The organism is Antricoccus suffuscus, from assembly GCF_003003235.1.
GTDB classification, from domain to species: Bacteria; Actinomycetota; Actinomycetes; order Mycobacteriales; family Antricoccaceae; genus Antricoccus; species Antricoccus suffuscus.
Genome location: NZ_PVUE01000019.1, coordinates 37,295 through 55,254 on the forward strand (window position 1 = coordinate 37,295; position 17,960 = coordinate 55,254).

General features: G+C 65.9%; 15 protein-coding genes. 8 read left to right on the plus strand and 7 right to left on the minus strand.

What is annotated here, in order from left to right; genetic code table 11:
* Positions 1-21 precede the first annotated feature (21 nt).
* Both CLV47_RS17930 and CLV47_RS17935 read left to right on the plus strand, forming a co-directional pair.
* Positions 22-1,215: a sensor histidine kinase gene (locus tag CLV47_RS17930; protein ID WP_202862677.1), complete on the plus strand. Its 1,194-nt coding sequence runs from the start codon at positions 22-24 to the stop codon at positions 1,213-1,215.
* Positions 1,200-1,841: a response regulator gene (locus CLV47_RS17935; protein WP_106350493.1), complete on the plus strand. Its 642-nt coding sequence runs from the start codon at positions 1,200-1,202 to the stop codon at positions 1,839-1,841. The genes CLV47_RS17930 and CLV47_RS17935 overlap by 16 nt, the downstream gene beginning before the upstream one ends.
* 198 nt (positions 1,842-2,039) lie before the next feature.
* Here CLV47_RS17935 and CLV47_RS17940 read toward each other — a convergent pair whose 3' ends face one another.
* Both CLV47_RS17940 and CLV47_RS17945 read right to left on the minus strand, forming a co-directional pair.
* The gene (locus tag CLV47_RS17940) at positions 2,040-3,215 is read right to left on the minus strand and encodes an AMP-binding protein (protein ID WP_106350494.1); all 1,176 of its coding nucleotides are present in this window, start codon (positions 3,213-3,215) and stop codon (positions 2,040-2,042) included.
* 9 nt (positions 3,216-3,224) lie between these two features.
* Complete coding sequence (locus tag CLV47_RS17945; protein ID WP_106350495.1) at positions 3,225-4,142, minus strand: 1,4-dihydroxy-2-naphthoyl-CoA synthase; 918 nt, start codon at positions 4,140-4,142, stop codon at positions 3,225-3,227.
* Between the two features lie 143 nt (positions 4,143-4,285).
* On the opposite strand from CLV47_RS17945, the gene CLV47_RS17950 reads away from it, so the two are divergent.
* From CLV47_RS17950 to CLV47_RS17965, 4 genes are all read left to right on the plus strand, one after another.
* Complete coding sequence (locus CLV47_RS17950; protein ID WP_106350496.1) at positions 4,286-5,086, plus strand: enoyl-CoA hydratase/isomerase family protein; 801 nt, start codon at positions 4,286-4,288, stop codon at positions 5,084-5,086.
* A 13-nt stretch (positions 5,087-5,099) separates the two neighbouring features.
* The gene (locus CLV47_RS17955) at positions 5,100-6,065 is read left to right on the plus strand and encodes an o-succinylbenzoate synthase (RefSeq protein WP_238145499.1); all 966 of its coding nucleotides are present in this window, start codon (positions 5,100-5,102) and stop codon (positions 6,063-6,065) included.
* Positions 6,062-7,789, plus strand: a complete 1,728-nt coding sequence (gene menD, locus CLV47_RS17960) for a 2-succinyl-5-enolpyruvyl-6-hydroxy-3-cyclohexene-1-carboxylic-acid synthase (protein ID WP_106350498.1) — start codon at positions 6,062-6,064, stop codon at positions 7,787-7,789. The genes CLV47_RS17955 and menD overlap by 4 nt, the downstream gene beginning before the upstream one ends.
* 210 nt (positions 7,790-7,999) lie before the next feature.
* On the plus strand, positions 8,000-8,983 hold the full coding sequence (locus CLV47_RS17965; RefSeq protein ID WP_106350499.1) for a L,D-transpeptidase: 984 nt from the start codon (positions 8,000-8,002) through the stop codon (positions 8,981-8,983).
* Positions 8,984-9,031: 48 nt separating this feature from the next.
* Here CLV47_RS17965 and efeB read toward each other — a convergent pair whose 3' ends face one another.
* The 5 genes from efeB to CLV47_RS17990 form a co-directional block, all read right to left on the minus strand.
* Positions 9,032-10,321, minus strand: a complete 1,290-nt coding sequence (gene efeB / locus CLV47_RS17970) for an iron uptake transporter deferrochelatase/peroxidase subunit (protein ID WP_106350500.1) — start codon at positions 10,319-10,321, stop codon at positions 9,032-9,034.
* Positions 10,322-10,337: 16 nt separating this feature from the next.
* Positions 10,338-11,561 carry an iron uptake system protein EfeO gene (gene efeO, locus CLV47_RS17975; RefSeq protein ID WP_106350501.1) on the minus strand — a complete coding sequence of 408 codons (1,224 nt, stop codon included), beginning with the start codon at positions 11,559-11,561 and terminating at the stop codon, positions 10,338-10,340.
* Positions 11,548-13,140 carry an iron uptake transporter permease EfeU gene (gene efeU, locus CLV47_RS17980; RefSeq protein ID WP_106350502.1) on the minus strand — a complete coding sequence of 531 codons (1,593 nt, stop codon included), beginning with the start codon at positions 13,138-13,140 and terminating at the stop codon, positions 11,548-11,550. Before efeU ends, efeO begins: the two co-directional genes overlap by 14 nt.
* A gap of 143 nt (positions 13,141-13,283) precedes the next feature.
* Positions 13,284-14,228 carry a beta-ketoacyl-ACP synthase III gene (locus CLV47_RS17985; protein ID WP_106350503.1) on the minus strand — a complete coding sequence of 315 codons (945 nt, stop codon included), beginning with the start codon at positions 14,226-14,228 and terminating at the stop codon, positions 13,284-13,286.
* Between the two features lie 134 nt (positions 14,229-14,362).
* On the minus strand, positions 14,363-15,574 hold the full coding sequence (locus CLV47_RS17990) for an isochorismate synthase (protein WP_106350504.1): 1,212 nt from the start codon (positions 15,572-15,574) through the stop codon (positions 14,363-14,365).
* Between the two features lie 94 nt (positions 15,575-15,668).
* On the opposite strand from CLV47_RS17990, the gene CLV47_RS17995 reads away from it, so the two are divergent.
* Positions 15,669-16,967: a serpin family protein gene (locus CLV47_RS17995; protein ID WP_170111147.1), complete on the plus strand. Its 1,299-nt coding sequence runs from the start codon at positions 15,669-15,671 to the stop codon at positions 16,965-16,967.
* A gap of 120 nt (positions 16,968-17,087) precedes the next feature.
* Positions 17,088-17,906, plus strand: a complete 819-nt coding sequence (locus CLV47_RS18000) for a demethylmenaquinone methyltransferase (protein WP_106350506.1) — start codon at positions 17,088-17,090, stop codon at positions 17,904-17,906.
* Positions 17,907-17,960: the final 54 nt, after the last annotated feature.

Here is a 17,960-nt window from a genome sequence, read left to right on the forward strand (position 1 = left end):
GCGCCGGTTAGCGTTGTGGACGTGACTCAAGTAGCGCACCCCCGCATCTCGCCCTCATGGGAACAACACCTGCGGTATTCCGCTACGGCGGCCTGCTACCTCGTGCTCGTGATACCGGCGTTCGCCTTGTTCCTGGTAGTGGCGATTTCGATACCGCTTGTCCTCATCACGGCCGGCGTTTTCGTGCTCGCGTTCGCCGTGCCCCTAACGCGACGGTTGACCGACCTGCATCGTCGGCTGGCCGGCGAAATTCTCGGCGCCCGGATCGAGTCGCCGTACCGGTCGACCGAAGGCATGGGCGCGTTCTCGAGAATGGCATCCTGCGCCAGCGACCCGGCGCGGTGGCGCGACTTCGCGTTTTTGTTTGTTTCCGCGACGGCTGGGTTCGCCTTGGCGATCCTCACCATTATCTGGCTGCCGGCGACGATCTGGTATCTGATCGCCCCCATCGTGACGTTCGGCAACTTCTGGTACTGGCTGCTGGCGCCGATCTCGTTTCTCATCTGGTGGTTCGGTACGCCGCTGCTGCTGCAGGTGCTGGCCCTTCTCAGCCGCAGCCTGCTAGGCCCCACTCGGGCGCAACGGCTGGCGGCGCTCGAGTCGTCGCGCACCGAGACGATCGACCACTCGGCCGCGGAAGTACGACGCATCGAGCGCGACCTACATGACGGGGCCCAGGCCAGGATGGTGTCGGTGGGCATGAGCGTCGGGCTTGCCTCTGAGCTCGTCCATCGCGACCCCAAGGCCGCGGCCGACCTGCTGGCCGAGGCCGGCGTGATGACCAACGCGGCGCTGGAGGATCTGCGGATGGTTGTGCGCGGGATCCGTCCGCCGGTGCTCGCCGACCGTGGCCTCGTCGGTGCACTTGAAGCGCTCTCGCTGGACTTGTCGCTACCGGTGACGGTGACCGCGGATCTGGTCGGCCGGCCGCCGGACCCCGTCGAGTCGGCGGCATACTTTGCCGCAGCCGAATGCCTCGCCAATGTCGTCAAGCATGCGGACGCCTCGCAAGCGTGGGTGCGGATCGCTCACGACGGCGCGGCGTTGTGGCTGCAGATCGGAGACGACGGCGTCGGTGGCGCCGACGCGACGCGCGGCACCGGACTTGCCGGCATCATCCGCAGACTCGACGCCTTCGACGGCAGAATAGGTATCGACAGTCCGATCGGCGGCCCGACCGTCGTCACCATGGAGGTGCCTTGCGCGTTGTCCTAGCCGAGGACCTTGCCCTGCTCAGGGACGGTCTGACGCGAATCTTGCAGGCGTACGGGTACGACGTAGTCGCCGCCGCGGACGATGTCGACGCACTCGAAGAAGCGCTGCGCGAGATGAAGCCGGACCTGGCGATTGTCGACGTACGAATGCCGCCGACCTTTACCGATGAGGGCTTGCGGGCGGCGATCGAGGCGCGCCGCGTGCGACCCGGCCTGCCGGTCCTGGTGCTGAGCCAGTACGTCGAGCAGCTATACGCGCGTGAGCTGCTCGCCTCGGGGGATGGCGCGGTCGGCTATCTGCTGAAGGACCGGGTTGCCGACGTAGCTACGTTCATCGACGCGGTACGCACGATCTCCGAGGGCGGCACCGTGCTCGACCCTCAGGTAGTCGCGACGCTGTTGTCGAAGGCGGCGCCCCTGTCCAGACTCACCCCGCGCGAGCGTGAGGTCCTGGGCTTGATGGCAGAGGGCCGCTCGAACGCGGCGATCGCGTCGCGACTGTTCGTGACCGAAAAGGCGGTCAGCAAACACACCAACAGCATCTTCACCAAGCTCGACCTGCCCGTGGCCTCCGACGACAACCGCCGGGTGCGCGCCGTACTGACCTACCTCCAGGGCCAGGGCTGACCGCGAACCCAAACCCGCTCATCCGTCACGTATGTCCGCTGATCCGTCGCGAAAGTACGCTGATCCGTCGCGAAAGTACGCTCATCCGTCGCGAAAATACGCTCATCCGTCACGCCCGCGACGCTCCGGGTGACTTCGGCTTGGCGCGGGGCGACTTGCCGCGGATCGCGGGATCTTTGGGAGGGATGCGCTCGTCAGTTAGTCGCGTTTCGCGATTGCGAGCGTGACCGCCGCTTTGTGGTCGAGCTTGCCGATGCCCATCCGCGGAATCGCCGCCACCGTCACGAGCTTTTTCGGTAGCGCCGCAGTAGGAACACGCCCGGTTAGTTCGCGGCGTACCGCATCCAAATCGACGTCGCCGGGCGCGACGACAAGGGCGGCCACGACCTCGCCCCACTCCACATCCGGTACGCCGACCACGGCCACATCAGTGATGCCGGGAAGCTCGCGCATCGCGGCCTCGACCACCGCCGGGGCGACTTTCTCGCCGCCGGTGTTGATCAGATGATCGCTGCGGCCGAGCACCTGGAGCTCGTTGCCGGCCATGGCGCCAACATCCGAAGTCCGAAATTTCCCTGCTATAAATGGGTTGTCTGCGAGTCGAGCGCCGTGACGGTAGCCGCGGGCAACGACCGGTCCCGCCAGCGTGATCTGCCCAGCCTCACCCAGAAGCGTCCGAACCCCGTCGAGCGGTACGCCGTCGTACACGCAACCGCCCGAAGTCTCGCTCATGCCATAGGTCGTGACGATACGGATGTCCAGCGCGCGGGCCTGAGCGAGCAGCGCGGGGTCGGCCGCCGCGCCGCCGAGCAGGATCGCGTCGTAGGAGGTCAGCGCGATGCGACTGTCCGGGTCGTCGAGCAACCGTCGCAGCTGGGTCGGAACCATGGAGACGTAGCGCCGGCCCCCGGTCATCTCATTGGTGGTGCGGGCGAATGCGGCGGGGAAATCGGGGCCGCCGGCGGGGCATCGCACGGGAGCGGTTCCGGCGAGCGCGGACCGCAAGACGACCTGTACGCCGGCGATGTGCGTCAGCCCCAGGCAGAGGTTCCACTGACCATGGCCGCCGACCCGGGCTGCCGTTGCCTCACCCGACGCGACGAGGGCCGACCGAGACAGCAGCACGATCTTCGGTACGCCGGTGGACCCGCTGGTGGCGATGCCGAGCACCGTCGGATCACGGGGGTCGTCTTCACCGGTCTCCAGCGCCGACTCGACCTGCGCGGCCTGTAGGACGCGATCGCCATGGCCGCGGTCATCAGCGGACAACGGCAGCAACGCCCCGGCAGGATCGTCGAGTACGCCCGCTACTCGAGCGACGTCGGCCGCGGTCGGCGTACCGCCGAACCAAAGCGGCTCAAGGAATCTCGGCAATATCGTGGCCTAGAAGTGATACGGGAAGGCGGACCAGTTGGGATCGCGCTTCTCCAAGAACGAGTCACGCCCCTCGGCAGCCTCATCGGTCATGTAGCCCAGTCGGGTCGCCTCGCCGGCAAAGACCTGCTGGCCCATCAGCCCGTCGTCGATCATGTTGAAGGCAAACTTGAGCATGCGCTGCGAAGTGGGGGACTTGCGGGTGATCTCGCGGCCCCACTCGAGCGCGACCTTCTCGAGATCGGCGTGCGGCACGACCTTGTTGACCATGCCCATCTCGCGGGCTTCCTGTGCGCTGTATTCGTTACCGAGGAAGAAGATCTCGCGAGCGAACTTCTGGCCCACCTGCCGGGCGAGGTACGCCGAACCGTATCCGGCGTCGTACGAACCGACATCGGCGTCGGTCTGCTTGAAGCGCGCGTGTTCCGCACTGGCGATCGTCAGGTCGCACACGACGTGCAGGCTGTGGCCGCCGCCGGCCGCCCAGCCGTTGACGACGCAGATCACGACCTTGGACATCGTGCGGATGAGGCGTTGGACCTCGAGGATGTGCAGGCGACCTGCGCGGGACGGATCGATCGAGTCGGACGTGTCGCCCTCGGCGTACTTGTAGCCGTCCTTGCCGCGGATGCGCTGGTCACCGCCGGAGCAGAACGCCCGTCCGCCGTCCTTAGGCGACGGCCCATTGCCGGTCAGCAGTACGGCGCCGACATCGGTGGACATGCGCGCGTGATCGAGCGCGCGGTAGAGCTCATCGACGGTGGCCGGCCGAAACGCGTTGCGCACTTCCGGTCGGTCGAAGGCGATGCGCACGACGCCGCGCGACTTGGCCTCCTCGTCGCCGACGCTGCGGTGATAGGTGATGTCGTTGAAGTCGAAGCCCGCGACAGGCTCCCAGGCGCTGGAGTCGAAGATTTCAGAAGTCACCGCCCGAGTCTATGAGACCGCCGATCCGTCACGGTCGCGCGCCTCCGGGATGGTTTGTGTCGCATCGTCACGACCAAATCAGCCCCAGAACGGTCTGTGGGATAGTCACCGTCAACTAGTCGCAGCCAAACCCGGGAGACAGTATGAGTAAGCCGCAGGAAGTCCTGTATGAAGTGTCCGAACACATCGCGACGATCACGCTCAACGCGCCCGAGCGGATGAATACGATCTCTGGCCCAATGCTCAACCAGCTGACCGAGCGACTGCTCGAGGCCAATCAGGACAAGGATGTGCGCTGCGTGATCCTGACTGGCGCGGGGCGGGCCTTTTGCGCCGGGCTCGATCTGCGCCCGGAATCCGGAGGAGTGTCGGGACTCTCTAGCTCAAGTGATAGCGTTTCGCCCTCGCTCGACCTGCGTAATACGCCTCCGACCGTCCTTTTTGACATGGATACACCAGTTATTGCAGCGATCAATGGCGGCGCGGCCGGTTACGGCATGGACACCGCGCTTGGCTGTGACATCCGCCTGATGGGCGCGTCGGGCAAGCTCGCCGCCGCCTTCACCAAGCGGGGGCTGGTGCCGGAGTCCGGCGGGACGTGGTTCCTGCCGCGACTCATCGGCTGGTCCAAGGCATCGGAGCTAATCTTCACCGGCCGGACGCTGAACGCCGAGGAGACCGTGGAGTGGGGGCTTGCCTCCGAAGTGGTCGCCGACGAGGACCTGCAAGCGCGCGCTCGCGAACTGGCCAGGGAGATCGCCGGTAACGCGCCGCTGGCGGTTCAGGCAGCCAAGCGGATGATGCGCATGGGCCAGAACGAGCCATTCGTCGAGCACGTGCATCGTGTCTATCTGCAATTGCTGCCGTTGATGCGGACCGAGGATCTCAAGGAGGGCATGTTGTCTTTCATGGAGAAGCGCCCGCCAGTCTTCAACGGACGATAGATACCGTATGCGGGTGCCTATCACTCGCCCGCCCGACGACGACGTCGTCGTGTATTCGATTCCCATGCGCTCGAAGTTTCGCGGCATCACCGTGCGCGAAGGGATGCTGTGGCGCGGGCCTGCCGGGTGGACCGAGTTCTCGCCATTCCTCGACTACGACGCTGCACAGTCCGCGCCGTGGCTGCGCGCGGCGGTCGAGCAGGCCACCGAGCCCTATCCGGCGGCCGTCCGGGACGCCATCGCGGTCAACTGCACCGTCCCGGCTATCCAGCCCGATCGGGCCCGCGAAGTCGTGTTCTCCAGTGGCGGCTGCCGTACGGCGAAGGTGAAGGTCGCCGAGCCCGGCCAGTCACTTGCCGAGGACTGTTCCCGGGTGGCGGCGGTTCGTGAGGCGCTCGGATCGCGTGGTGCCATTCGGGTAGACGCCAACGCCAACTGGAGCGTCGAGGAGGCGGTCGAGGCGATCACCGCGCTCGATAAGGCCGCTCGGGGACTGGAGTACGCCGAACAGCCGTGCGCCTCGGTGGACGACCTCGCGCGGGTACGCCGGAGGGTCGGCGTACGCATCGCCGCCGACGAGTCCATCCGACGAGCCGAGGACCCCTACCTAGTGGCCCGCGCCGAGGCCGCCGACGTCGCCGTGATCAAGTTGCAGCCGCTCGGCGGAATCGCCGCCACCATGCGGATCGCCGAGCAGATAGGGCTGCCGCTCGTCGTATCTTCGGCGCTCGAGACCTCGGTCGGTATTGGCGCCTCGATCGCGCTCGCCGCGGCACTGCCTGACTTGCCCTTTGCGTGCGGGCTCAACACCACGAAGCTGCTCGTCGACGACTCGGCGACCGAGTCGCTTGCGGCGGTAGCGGGCTATATCGGCGTGCCGACAAAACGGCTCGTGCCGGACAATCTCGATGCAATACGCGCCCCGGCGCAGGTGCGGCAACGCTGGCTGACGCGGCTGGCCGAGGTGAGCGCCCAGTGACCGCGGACCGCGGACCGGCCAACGACGCAACCGCGTGCGCCACCGTCATCATCGACGAGCTCGTCCGGGGCGGCGTGCGCGAGTTCGTCATGTCGCCGGGGTCGCGCAACGCGCCGCTGTCCTTCGCGCTGCTGGAGGCACAGGACGCGGGCCGACTGCGGATCCACGTGCGCATCGACGAACGTTCGGCCGCATTTCTCGCGCTCGGGCTGGCTAAAGCAACAGGTACGCCGACGGCCCTCATGTGCACGTCGGGTACGGCGCTTGCCAACTTCCATCCGGCGATCGTCGAGGCCGACATGTCCGGCACGCCGCTGGTGGTAGTCAGCGCTAACCGGCCGCAGAGTCTCTGGGGCACCGGCGCCAACCAGACCATCGACCAGGTCGGCATCTTCGGCCGCGCGACACGCGACGTCGTACACCTGCCCGCCGTGGGCGGACCGCCGGCGAATGCGCTGTGGCGCTCGCGGGTGTGTCGCATCCTGGCCGCGGCGACGGGGACCGTTGGGCGGCCGGGCCCGGTGCAGCTGGACGTCGGGTTTGCCGAGCCACTCACGCCGTCGTACGACGAGTCACCGAGTCAATACCCCGGCCGCGCCAATGGGGAGCCGTGGACGGCAGTGATTGCCGCGCCACGGATCGAAGGTGAGATCAGCCCGCCCCGACGTACCCTGGTCTTCGTCGGCGAGACGTCTACTTCCCTTGCCGCGTCGGCGGTCTCGTCGGCATGCGAAGCAGGCTTCCCGGTGCACGTAGAAGCCGGTACGTCGCTCGCGGCCGCGCAGAGGGGCTGCCTCGATGCCGGTTCGTGGTTGCTCGCGGACGAGAAGTTCCTCGATGACTACCGGCCGGACCACGTCGTCATCGTCGGACGGCCGACCCTCGCCCGGTCGATCGGCAAGCTCACCTCGCGCCCGCGGGTCGGGGTGAGCGTGATCAGCGATCACGGCGAATGGTCGGACCCAACGGGGAAGGCGAGTACGACGCTGGTCATCGACACCGTGCGTATCAGTGGCACCGTGGACACGGAGTTCGCGACCGCCTGGCGCGACGCGGATCGGCGAGCGACTGGCGCCGTGCGCGCCCTCGACGCAGGCGAGTTGGACGGCGGCGTGCTGGATGCGGGCGAGGTCGCGGCCGTTGTCACTGGTGCGGGTGCCGACGTACTCCTCGTTGCATCGTCCAACCCGATCCGAGATGTCGACCTTCGCGCGCAACGTCGCGCAGCCAACGTAGTCGTCAACCGTGGTGCGGCCGGAATCGACGGCCTCGTCTCGACCGCGATTGGTGTCGCCCTGTCGGTGACTGACGCGCGACTGCCTGCACCGCAGGCGAAGGCGGTCGCATTGCTCGGTGATCTCGCGCTTCTGCATGACAGCAACGGGCTGGTGATTGGTCCCGATGAACCACGGCCCAGGCTCACCATCGTGGTCGTCAACAATGACGGCGGCGCCATCTTCGCCAGCCTTGAGCAAGGCGCGCCAGAGTATGCCGCGCAGTTCGAGCGGATCTTCGGCACGCCGCACGGCGTGGACATCGCGTCGCTGTGCGCGGCCACCGGCACGACGTACGTCGAGGCGAAGAGCGCAAGCGAGCTGGCCTTGTTGTTGGCACAGGACCCGGCGGGGATCCGGGTCATCGAGGTCAAACTGGACCGGGCGGAGGAGCGTCGCCGCCGGCTCGACCATGCGGAGGCCGTCAGCAGGGCAATCCACGCACGCTAACCAACGGGCGCCGACCCACCACCGCTAGCCCACGTGTCGGCAGCTAGTCACGCCGGTCTCCCGCTTGTCACGTCACACGAGGCGTCACAAGCAGGAGTTTTGGTGGACAAGGAGCGGACCGGCTCCTGTGATGGGGTGCGACGATGAGCCAGCGCGCTAGATCTTCGTGAGGTTTGGCGGTTCGATGGCCCGCGCGCTTATCGTGATTACGTGAAACTTCCCGGGCGCGACGAAACGCGCAGCCACCTTGGATTCCTCGTGATGTCGATGGTCATCGCGGCGCTCGCCCTTAGCGCCTGCACGGTACCCGCTGCTAAGTCCGCGAAGGCCGCGCACAGCAGCGCGCAGAGCACGGCGCCATCGACATCGTCGAGCCCGTCGCCGTCGCCGACCCCAACGGGAGCGCCGGTGCACATCCGGCTCTACGAGAGTGACGGTTCGACGTACGGCGTGGGGATGCCGATCATCGCTTACGTGTCCGCGTCCATCACCAGCGCCGCGGCGTTTGATGCGGCCACGACCGTGACGGTGAACGGCGCCCCAGCGAACGGCGCCTGGTACTTCGAGAAATCAGCTGTCTACGCGGGGTACCCGCTTGAGGCTCACTATCGGCCGCCGGCCTACTGGCCCGCTCACGCCAAGATCGAGATGCACCTCGCCACCAAAGACAAGAGCGCCGGACCGGGCCTGTTGTTCGACGACAGCATTGACCTGTCGATGTCGACCGGGGCGGCGCAGGTCTCCACGGTGGACGGTGCGACCGAGCAGATGACCGTCGTCTCGGATGGCGTGACCGTCAAGACGATGCCGGTGTCACTGGGCAAGGCCACGACTCCGACCTTCACCGGGACCAAGGTCGTGATGGCGAAGAACAACCCCAAAGAGATGATCAGTACGACGCCTGGCGACAGCTACGACCTGATGGTGCCGTGGTCGGTGCGGGTCACCAACTCCGGCGAGTTCGTGCACGCGGCAAGCTGGAACGGTGGGAATATCGGCAGCCGGTCCACGTCCAACGGTTGCACAAACCTCAACCCTGCGGACGCTCAGTGGTACTACAACTTCGCGCAGATCGGCGACCCGGTGACCTATACAAATACCGGCGGCGGGCCGATGCCGGTGTGGGACGGGTACGGCGACTGGAACATGCCGTGGTCGACCTGGGCGAAGGGCGGCGTCGTACCGCAGCAGTAGGCAGTTCGTCACCCTTCAGCGAATTGGTAGCCCGCGGGCGACTCTCCGTTATTTCAGCTGGCCTGCAAAAAGGGACTTGCCGTACCAGTCGCCGGCTTTGGCGAGTCCCGGGGGACAGGCCCACAGACCGCTGCCGACGTGCGTGATGTATTCGTTCAGCAGGTCGGACTTGCCGAGTTTTGTCTGCAGTGCAGCGAACTGGCTGCGGGGGTCTTTTTGGAAGCAGATGAAGAACAGTCCGGCATCGAGCTTGCCGGTGCCCGGATGCTGCCCGTCGGTGTAGTTGTAGCCACGGCGCAGTAGCTTCGTTCCGATGTTCTGTTCGGGAGCCGCCAGCCGAATGTGTGAGTTGACGTCGATGATGGGCTTGCCGTTGTCGCCCTTGGCGCCGAAGTCGATGGTGTCGAACTCCTTCTTGCCGGTCAGAGGGGCGCCGCTGCTCTTGTCGCGGCCGAAGATCCGCTCCTGGTCGGACAAGAAGTCAGCATCCCAGCTCTCGATCTCCATCCGGATCTTGCGGGCGACGAGGTAGGAGCCTCCTGCCATCCAGTCCTGGTCGCTCTCGTTGCCGACCCACACGTAGTCGTCCAGGGCAGTGGCGTTGTCGGCGTGAATGTTATTGGTGCCGTCCTTGAATCCAAACAGGTTGCGCGGCGTACTTTGTCCGGCGCCCGTCGCCGACGCGCGGCCAAACCCGAGCTGTGACCACCGCAGTACGGCGGTACCCCGCGCGGCCCGAACCATGTTGCGTACGGCGTGGAAGACGACCTGCGGATCGTCCGCGCACGCCTGGATGCACAGGTCTCCGTCGCTGATGGCCGGGTCGATGACGGACGAGCCGGGCAGCACCTCGAGCGGCTTCAGCGCGGCCGGCATCTTGCCAGTCAGTCCGAACCGATCGTCAAACATGCTCGGCCCGAAACCCACTGTGATGGTGAGGTTCGAGGCGGGCAGACCCATCGTCTCGCCGGTGTCGAGCGGCGGCTGGGACGGCTTGGTCGGCGCGCTGGTGACGGGCTCGCCCGCGCAGAAGCGGGCCGCCATAGCCGACCACCGGCCGAGCATGAGCGCGACCTGCTTCGGGTCGGTGGCCGTGATGTCGAGCGCGGCGAACATGAGCCGGTCCTGAGCGGCGGTGGAGATCCCGGCCTGGTGCTGGCCGTAGAACGGCACGGAGTCTTTAGCGACCGGTGCCGGGTCGTCGGCGATCGCGTAGCCGGCGGCGCCGCCGGCGACCGCCCCGCCTGCCACGCCCGCCGCGAGCAGACCGGCGCCGGTGAGGAACCGGCGCCGCGACGGGCCGTGTGCGGGTGGGCCGTCAGGTTCAGGATGAGTCATGTTCGGAGCGGCTCTACTAGGCACTTGCGATCTTGGATGACACGTCGGAGAGCGGTTCGATGACGGCGAGCAGCGCGTCGGTCAGGCTCTTCTTCTGTGCATCGGTGACCTTGTCGTAGGAAACGTAGCCGCCGAGAGAAGCGGGGTCCTTGAGTGCCTCTACGCCGCTCATCAGCTCGTCGAACTTCGTCGAGATCGTCGGCACGATGCTCGCGTCGATCTTGTCGAGCGCGGGCTTTAGGGTGGCGAAGGCCTGCATCGAGCCCTCGACGTTGGCCTGGAAATCGACGATGTCGAGATGCGAGTAGGCCTCTTCCTCACCGGTGATCTTGCTCTTCTGGACCTCGTCGAGCAGCGACACCGCGCCGTTGGCAATCTCGTCCGGCTGATACCGATCTTCGGTCTTGCTGTCGGCTGCGGTGTTGGTCGCGAGCTTCTTGGTACGCGACTGCAGGTCCTTGACGTCGGTGGTCAGCTTGTCCATCAGATCACCGAGACCCTCGGTCGAGCCGTCGATCCAGAGCGCCTTCTCGATCGGGTGAAAACCGGTCCATTTCTGGCCGGCTTCCAGATCCCCCTCGCGCAGGTCGATGTCCGGGTCGAGGTCGCCGAACGACTCCGCTACCGGTTCGATCTTCTCGTAAAAGACGCGTGCCGCGGCGTACGCCTTCTTCGCGGCCTCAAGATTGCCGGCCTTGATCGCATCGTCGAGCGCCGGAAGGGCCTCGACCAGTGAGTCGACCTGGGTGCTGATGTAGTCGCCGTACTGGACGGTTGCCTCTTGCAACAGGGTCTGGACATTGTCGGAGGTCTTCGCGGCCTTACCGGTGACCGTGAACGGCACCTTCTCGGTGCTCGCGCCGGGGCAGTAGATCTCGTACTTGCCGCCGTCGAGCTTCGAGCTGAACGTCGCATCGAAGCCAGGCGCCAGGTTTTCCTTCTCGCCGCGGATCCGCTGGTCGGAGACGACCTCGACCTCGGTCACGCCGGCCGCGTCGACATTGGTGACGTGGAAGGTGATCGCGCCGGCCGGCGCGGTGTCCGGCGACACGGTGCACCCGTCGGCCTCGCTCACCTTGATCTCCACGGTGCCACCCTTGCCCGACGGTCCGGACGTCGCATCGGACTTGCTGGCGTCGCCGGAACTGCTGCATCCGGTGAGCAGAAGCGCCCCGGTCAGTCCCGCGACGAGAATCGCCCGGGAGGTGATCCGGGGAGCGGGGCGACTAGAACGGTGCATGGTGCTTCTCCTTAGGTTGGGAATCGATTGGTGGCGTGACAGGCGCCGGCGACTCGGCGCGCGAGTCAGCGGGTCGGGCACGACGTCGTACCGTGAATAGCAAGACAATGACCGCGAAGGCGATCAGCAGTGGCGGTACGACGGACCGGAAGATCTCCCGCTGGTTGAGCGCTTCAGCGGCGTCGCTCAGTCGCGACCGGGTGTCAAGGGCAAACGACTTGGTCTCGGTGTGTGTCTCGGCGGCCGCGACGCCGGCCTTGATGGTGCTGCCGTTTGTGTCGTGGACCGTCGCGCTCGATGCGGTCGAGTCCGAAAACGCGCTGATCGCGCCGGTCCGCGGATCAAGAGTGAGCGAGACGGTGCGTTGCGTCGTGTACGTCGCCGGAAATTCGGTCTGCGCATCGAGAGTGGACATGCCGACGGGATAGCGACCGCCGCGTAGGTCCTTGATCTGCGAGCCGCTCAGCGTCGGCGGCAGCGAGGCGGTCGCGTCGGCGTCTTTGCTTGCCTGATACGTCGTCACGCTCAGGTCGGCGACCGTTGAGTCGTCCGTCGCGTGCAGCGTCCATTCGGTGCCGTCGGGGAGTCGCACCATGACGGTGTCGACACGCACCGCGTCGACCTGCAGCGACACCGGCTGTGCGGCGTTGGTGACCGGGATCTTCGTCGTGCCGGTAGAGGTCACGGACGGCGCGAGCACGAAAGACAGGATCGCGCCGAGGACGGCAAGGGCCGCCACGCCGGCCTGGGTGCGGCGCAGCGTACCGGCCGACAGCGCTCGGGTCGGCGGCCACAGGACGACCAGAAGCATCGGCACGGCGTACAACAGGTATGCGAGGACCTCGATGAGGACCGGCTGCGCTTGGATGCCGAGCACGCCGGTGACCAGCGACTCGGTGATCGAGCCGGGGCTGATGAACCCGGTGAAGTCGAAGGCCTGTTGTTGACCGACGTGCAGCCAGCCTGCTTCGTGTGCCGCCCGGAACGTCTTCATGACCAGGCCGGCCGCGACAAGCACGAGTACGACGCCGGTGATCCGGAAGAACCGGGACATGTTGAAATGCACGCCGCCGCGGTAGATCAGCCAGCCGAGGAACAGTGAGACGAGGATGCCGCTGAAGGCGCCCACTACGGCGAGCAGGGTGGAGGTCGAGGACTGAAAAGCGGCGACCAGGAAGACTGCGGTCTCGAAGCCTTCTCGAAGTACGGCGAGAAACGCCATCGCGACCATCGCCATTGCGGAGCCGCGTTCGAGTGCGCTCGCGGTTGCCCCTTCCAACTCCGCCTTGAGCCCGCGCGAGTGCTTCTTCATCCAGAGAATCATGAAGCTGACCATGACGACCGCGACCGCGGCGATCACGCACTCGAGCATTTCTTGCTCGCGCTGCGGCAGGCCATTGGTGACGAACTCGAGGCCGATCCCGACCGCGATGCACAGCACCACCGCCGTACCGACGCCGGCCCACATCTTGCGCAGGTCGCTGGCGGTGCCGTTGGACTTCAAGAATGCCGCGATGATGCCGACGATCAGCGCGGCCTCGAGCCCTTCACGCAAACCGATGACAAATGTGGCGAGCAACCGTTCTCCTCAGCAGCGCCCGGCAAACGAGCGAATTTAGTTAAGGCAAGCCTTAGCGATCAATGCTTAGGCTAGCCTTAGCCGAGGTTTCGGGGAAGTGACTGTGATATTGATCTGCCGACGCGGCGGCAGCGGGGAGCGGTCTACGGTGCCTTGATGACCTGACCGGCGTACGACAGGCCGCCGCCAAAGGCAAACATCAGGATCGGCGCGCCGCTGGGCAGCGGGTGCTCCTCAAGCAGCTTCGACAGCGCCAACGGCACGCTGGCCGCGGAGGTGTTGCCCGAGTAGACGACGTCGGTGGCAACAATCGCGTTGGGCGCGCCAATCTTGCGGGCGAGCGGTTCGATGATGCGCAGGTTGGCTTGATGGAGCACGATGGCGGCGAGATCGTCGGGGGTCAGACCGGCCTTCTCGACGATCTGCTTGGCGATCTTGGGCAGCTCGCTGGTCGCCCAGCGGTAGACCGCCTGTCCTTCTTGCGCGAACTTGTCGTTGTTCTTGCGTTCGATCCGTACGGCGCTACCCATCTGAGGGATCGCGCCCCACACCACCGGACTGACTCCTTGCTCATCGGCCGCGGTGAGAATTGCGGCGCCGGCGCCGTCAGCGGTGAGTACGACCGTGCTGCGGTCGGTGAAGTCGGTGACATCGGTGAGCTTGTCGACGCCGATCACCATGACTGTCTCGTTGGAGCCTGCGGCGATGGCCTGCGAGGCGAGCGCGACTCCGTGCGTGAAGCCGGAGCACGCCGTATTGATATCGAGCGCGACAGGATCGTTGGTCATCTCCAGGGCCAGCGCCACGCGAGATGCGACGTTAGGGGAATGATCGAACGTCGTACAGCTGGCGAGAATGATCATGTCGATCTGCGACGCGTTCATGTTGGCCTTGGCGAGCGCATCTTGGGCGGCCTTCGTGGCCATCACCTCAACGGTCTCATCCTCGGAGGCCCACCGGCGTTCCTTGATCCCCACGCGACGCTGGATCCACTCGTCGGAGGTCTCGACGATGGTTTCCATCTCTGCGTTGGTGACCACACGTGCGGGTTGGAAGTGTCCGAACCCAACTACTCGCGTACCGGTCATGCTCTTGCTCCTTGCTGCATGGCGACAAGTCTAGGGGCCGCAGGTACGCCGAAAGTTCCTACTACGTCCAAGTATCGCGCGCTGTGGCCGCATCATAATATCCGCGTGCGCGACCAAAGTCGGGGAGCGCGCAGCTAATTCGAGCTCGGTTCGAGCGCGTCGCGCATCACCACCAGTTTGCTCATCGACTCGGCGAGCTCGGTCGCGGGGTTGGAGTCCGCGACAATGCCGCAGCCGGCGATCAGCTGCATCGTGTGGTCGTCGCGCAGCTGGCCACCACGCAACGCGATCCCGAATTCGCCATTGCCCGCGCTGTCGATCCAGCCGACAGGTCCGGCGTACCGGCCGCGGTTGAGACCCTCGAGCTCGGTGATGGTCGCGACGGCGAGGTCGGTCGGCGTACCTCCGACTGCCGCGGTCGGATGCATCGCGGCGGCGACCTGGCAGGCGCCGATCCCGTCGGCGACGTCACCGCGGATCTCGGTGGCGAGGTGTACGACGTTAGGCAGCGTCAGAACCTTCGGTTCGCCTGGTACGTCGAGCCGGATCGTCACCTTCTCCAGCGCCGCGGCGGCCGAGCGGGCGGCGTAGGCATGCTCCTCGCGGTTTTTCGGCGACTGCACCCGCTCGTAGGCGCCCTCGCCCCACTCGGTGCCGGCCAGCACGCGCGAGTAGACGTGCCCGGCGGCCAGCCGCAGCAGCAGTTCGGGCGTCGCGCCGACGAGGCCGTGCACGGAGTAGGTCCAGCACGAGTGGTACGCCGAGGTCAACTGCTGGATCAGGAACCGCGGATCGATGGGTTGCTCGGCGATGGCCATGATGTCTCGAGCCAGCACGACCTTGTCCAGCCGGCCGGCCTTGATCCGGCGTACCGCCTCAGCGACCGCCTCCATCCAGTCCGCGGCGTCGAGGTTGCCGTCACCATAGGTGATCGGGCCCGGACCGTCGATCTCCACGCGCGGTGGGATGGCGTGCGGCGAGGCGGTGTCGCCGATCGTCGTCATCCACGAGCCGAACTCGTCGCGTCCCAGGATGTGGCTGGGGATGACGAACGACGTCGTGGCGCGGTCGGGGTCGAACGCGCCGCTGACAAAGGCAAGTGCACCGGTGCCGGGCCGTCGTACTTGGTCATCGAGCTCTAGATCGGCGGTCTGATCGGCAAACCAGGCCTCGCCGGCGTGCAGCGCCTCGGTTCCGTTGAGCCGCACGCTGGCGTATTCACCCCACGCGATGAGCCCATGACCGTCCTTGAGCCAGGAGAATACTTCCGGCGACGGGGAACGGAACGCAAGGTCAGGGATGTCCGACACGGGAGTCGTGACGATTCGGGTGTTCGGTCCGGGCATGTCCTACAGCGTAGGTCGTGCCGGCGCCTCACACGTCGTGATGGTCGCGACATCGGCGATGATGTGATCGAGAAAGCATTGGTGGTGCGTGAGAGTGCAATCAGTAGAGCTGTCCCGTCGGCGGGCGTTGGCCCTCGGAGCGTTGGCCACGCTGTCGGCGGCACTGCTAGGTGCGTGCTCGGACGAGGTGCCGGGGCGCGGCTCGCACGGCGGCTCGGGCGGCGTGTTTAAACCCGCATCAGGCCCCGCGAAACCTGTTGGCGTCTCGGAGGCACCCGAGTACGTCGGTGCGCAGCTCGGGTTTGCGTTCGCGCTGCTGGGGCAGACAAGCGCCGCCACCTCGCAGGGCAACGTGATTATTTCGCCGTACAGCGTGGCGCAGGTGCTGTCGATGATCGCCCAAGGCGCAGCGGGTACGACGTACGAGCAGATTGCCGCGGCCATGGGGATCGAGGGGCCCGCGGACGTTCTCGCCAAGGGTTCGAATGCGACGGCCGGAGCGCTGGAGGACCTGGCCAAGACCACGCTGTCGTCGGGCAACGCGCTGTTCCGGTCAGCGCAGTTCGCAGTGAAGAAGCCGTTCGACCAGGCGATGATCGACGATTTCGGCACCGCGTCGTACCCGACCGACTTCGGCAATCCGACGAACGCCGTCGGCAAGATCAACGACTGGGTCGCACAGTCTACGAACGACAAGATCAAGAAGCTGCTGAAGCCCAACCAGGTCGACGCCAATACTCGGATGGTCCTCGTCAACGCGGTGTACATGCTCGCGAAGTGGAAGGAGCAGTTCGACCCGGACGACACTAAGCCGTCAACTTTTCAAGCCGCGAGCGGCGATACCAAGGTCGCGAAGATGGTCGAGAAGCTTACTTTCCGTTACGCCGAACTCGACGGGGTCGAGATCGTGGACCTGCCATACGAGGACGACAACCTGCTCGCCACCTTCGTCGTACCACCGGCCGGCGGGCTTGATGCCGCGCTGAAGTCCGGAACGTCGCTGGCCTCGCTCGTTGCCGACGAGCGGCCCGAGATCGAGGCGACGCTGCTGCTGCCGAAGTTCGAGGCACGACTGCGGGTGGAGCTGACCGACGTACTGGGGCAGCTTGGAATCACGCAGGCGTTCACCACGACGGCGGACTTCTCAGCACTGAGCGACGAGCCGACGCATGTCTCCTTCGTGCAGCACGAAGCATGGGTCAAGGTCGGCGAAAAGGGGACCGAGGGCGCCGCGGCTACGGCCGGGGGACAGGCGGCGACTGCGGTGCCTGGTGAAAAGAACCCGAAGATCGTCGACATCGACCGGCCGTTCATCTTCCTAGTGCGCGAGAAGACGTCGAACGCCGTACTGTTCGCGGCCACCGTGCGCGACCCCTCGCTCGCCGCGAAATAGTTATGGGCTCGCCTCATCCTGCGGACGGGCGGACATTCGGGACGGATGGTGCGACATATGTGACGGATGGTCGGACATTCGTGACGGATGGTGCGTGGGGCAGGGGGCCGTCGCCGTAGCATGGCACCGATCGCACTACAGATACTCGCATTACAGATACTCGCAGCCCAGACACTCGCACTACGGATACTCGCACTCCAGACACAGGATTTCGCCTTGGCAGATCAGCAGCACGTCCGCGCTTCCCTTGATAAGAAGCCTGAAGAAGTCCAGGCGATGTTCGACGGGGTGGCGAAGTACTACGACCGCACCAACACGATTACGTCGATGGGCCAGGACAAACTGTGGCGAATTGCCACCCGCAAGTCGCTCAACTTGCGCAAGGGCGAACGGGTGCTTGATCTCGCCGCCGGTACCGGCGTGTCCACCGCTGAGCTCAGCAAGAGCGGTGCGTACGCCGTGGGTGCCGACTTCTCGCTCGGCATGCTGCGTGCGGGCATCAACGTCGCGAAGGTGAAGGAGTCCGGCGTGCCGCTGGTCGCCGCTGACGGGCTGCGGCTGCCGTTCAACGACGGCGCCTTCGACGCGGTCACGATCTCCTTCGGGTTGCGCAACATCGTCGATCCGGATGCGGCGCTGCGTGAGATGGCCCGCGTGGTGCGTCCCGGTGGTCGGCTGGCGGTGTGCGAGTTCTCGACCCCGACGTTCGCGCCGTTCCGGTTCGTCTACCTCAACTACCTCATGCGCGCGCTACCGGCGGTGGCCCGCAGCGTGAGCAGCAATCCGGACGCCTATGTCTACCTCGCCGACTCGATTCGCGCCTGGCCCAACCAGGACGCGATGGCCCAGCGGATCGCCGCAACGGGCTGGGCTGATGTGCAGTGGCGCAACCTGACGGGCGGCATCGCGGCGATTCATCGTGCGACCAAGCCGCGCTAGACTTCCACCCGCACTACGTAAGGTGATCCTAAGTTAAAGCCTCAAGGCGGGTCG

Excerpts from the sequence above, each read along its gene's own strand:
- CLV47_RS17950 (WP_106350496.1), top strand. The coding sequence starts at position 4,286 with ATGAGTAAGCCGCAGGAAGTCCTGTATGAAGTGTCCGAACACATCGCG.
- efeB (WP_106350500.1), bottom strand. The coding sequence starts at position 10,321 with ATGACTCATCCTGAACCTGACGGCCCACCCGCACACGGCCCGTCGCGG.
- efeO (WP_106350501.1), bottom strand. The coding sequence starts at position 11,561 with ATGCACCGTTCTAGTCGCCCCGCTCCCCGGATCACCTCCCGGGCGATT.
- CLV47_RS17985 (WP_106350503.1), bottom strand. The coding sequence starts at position 14,228 with ATGACCGGTACGCGAGTAGTTGGGTTCGGACACTTCCAACCCGCACGT.
- CLV47_RS17990 (WP_106350504.1), bottom strand. The coding sequence starts at position 15,574 with ATGCCCGGACCGAACACCCGAATCGTCACGACTCCCGTGTCGGACATC.
- CLV47_RS18000 (WP_106350506.1), top strand. The coding sequence starts at position 17,088 with ATGGCACCGATCGCACTACAGATACTCGCATTACAGATACTCGCAGCC.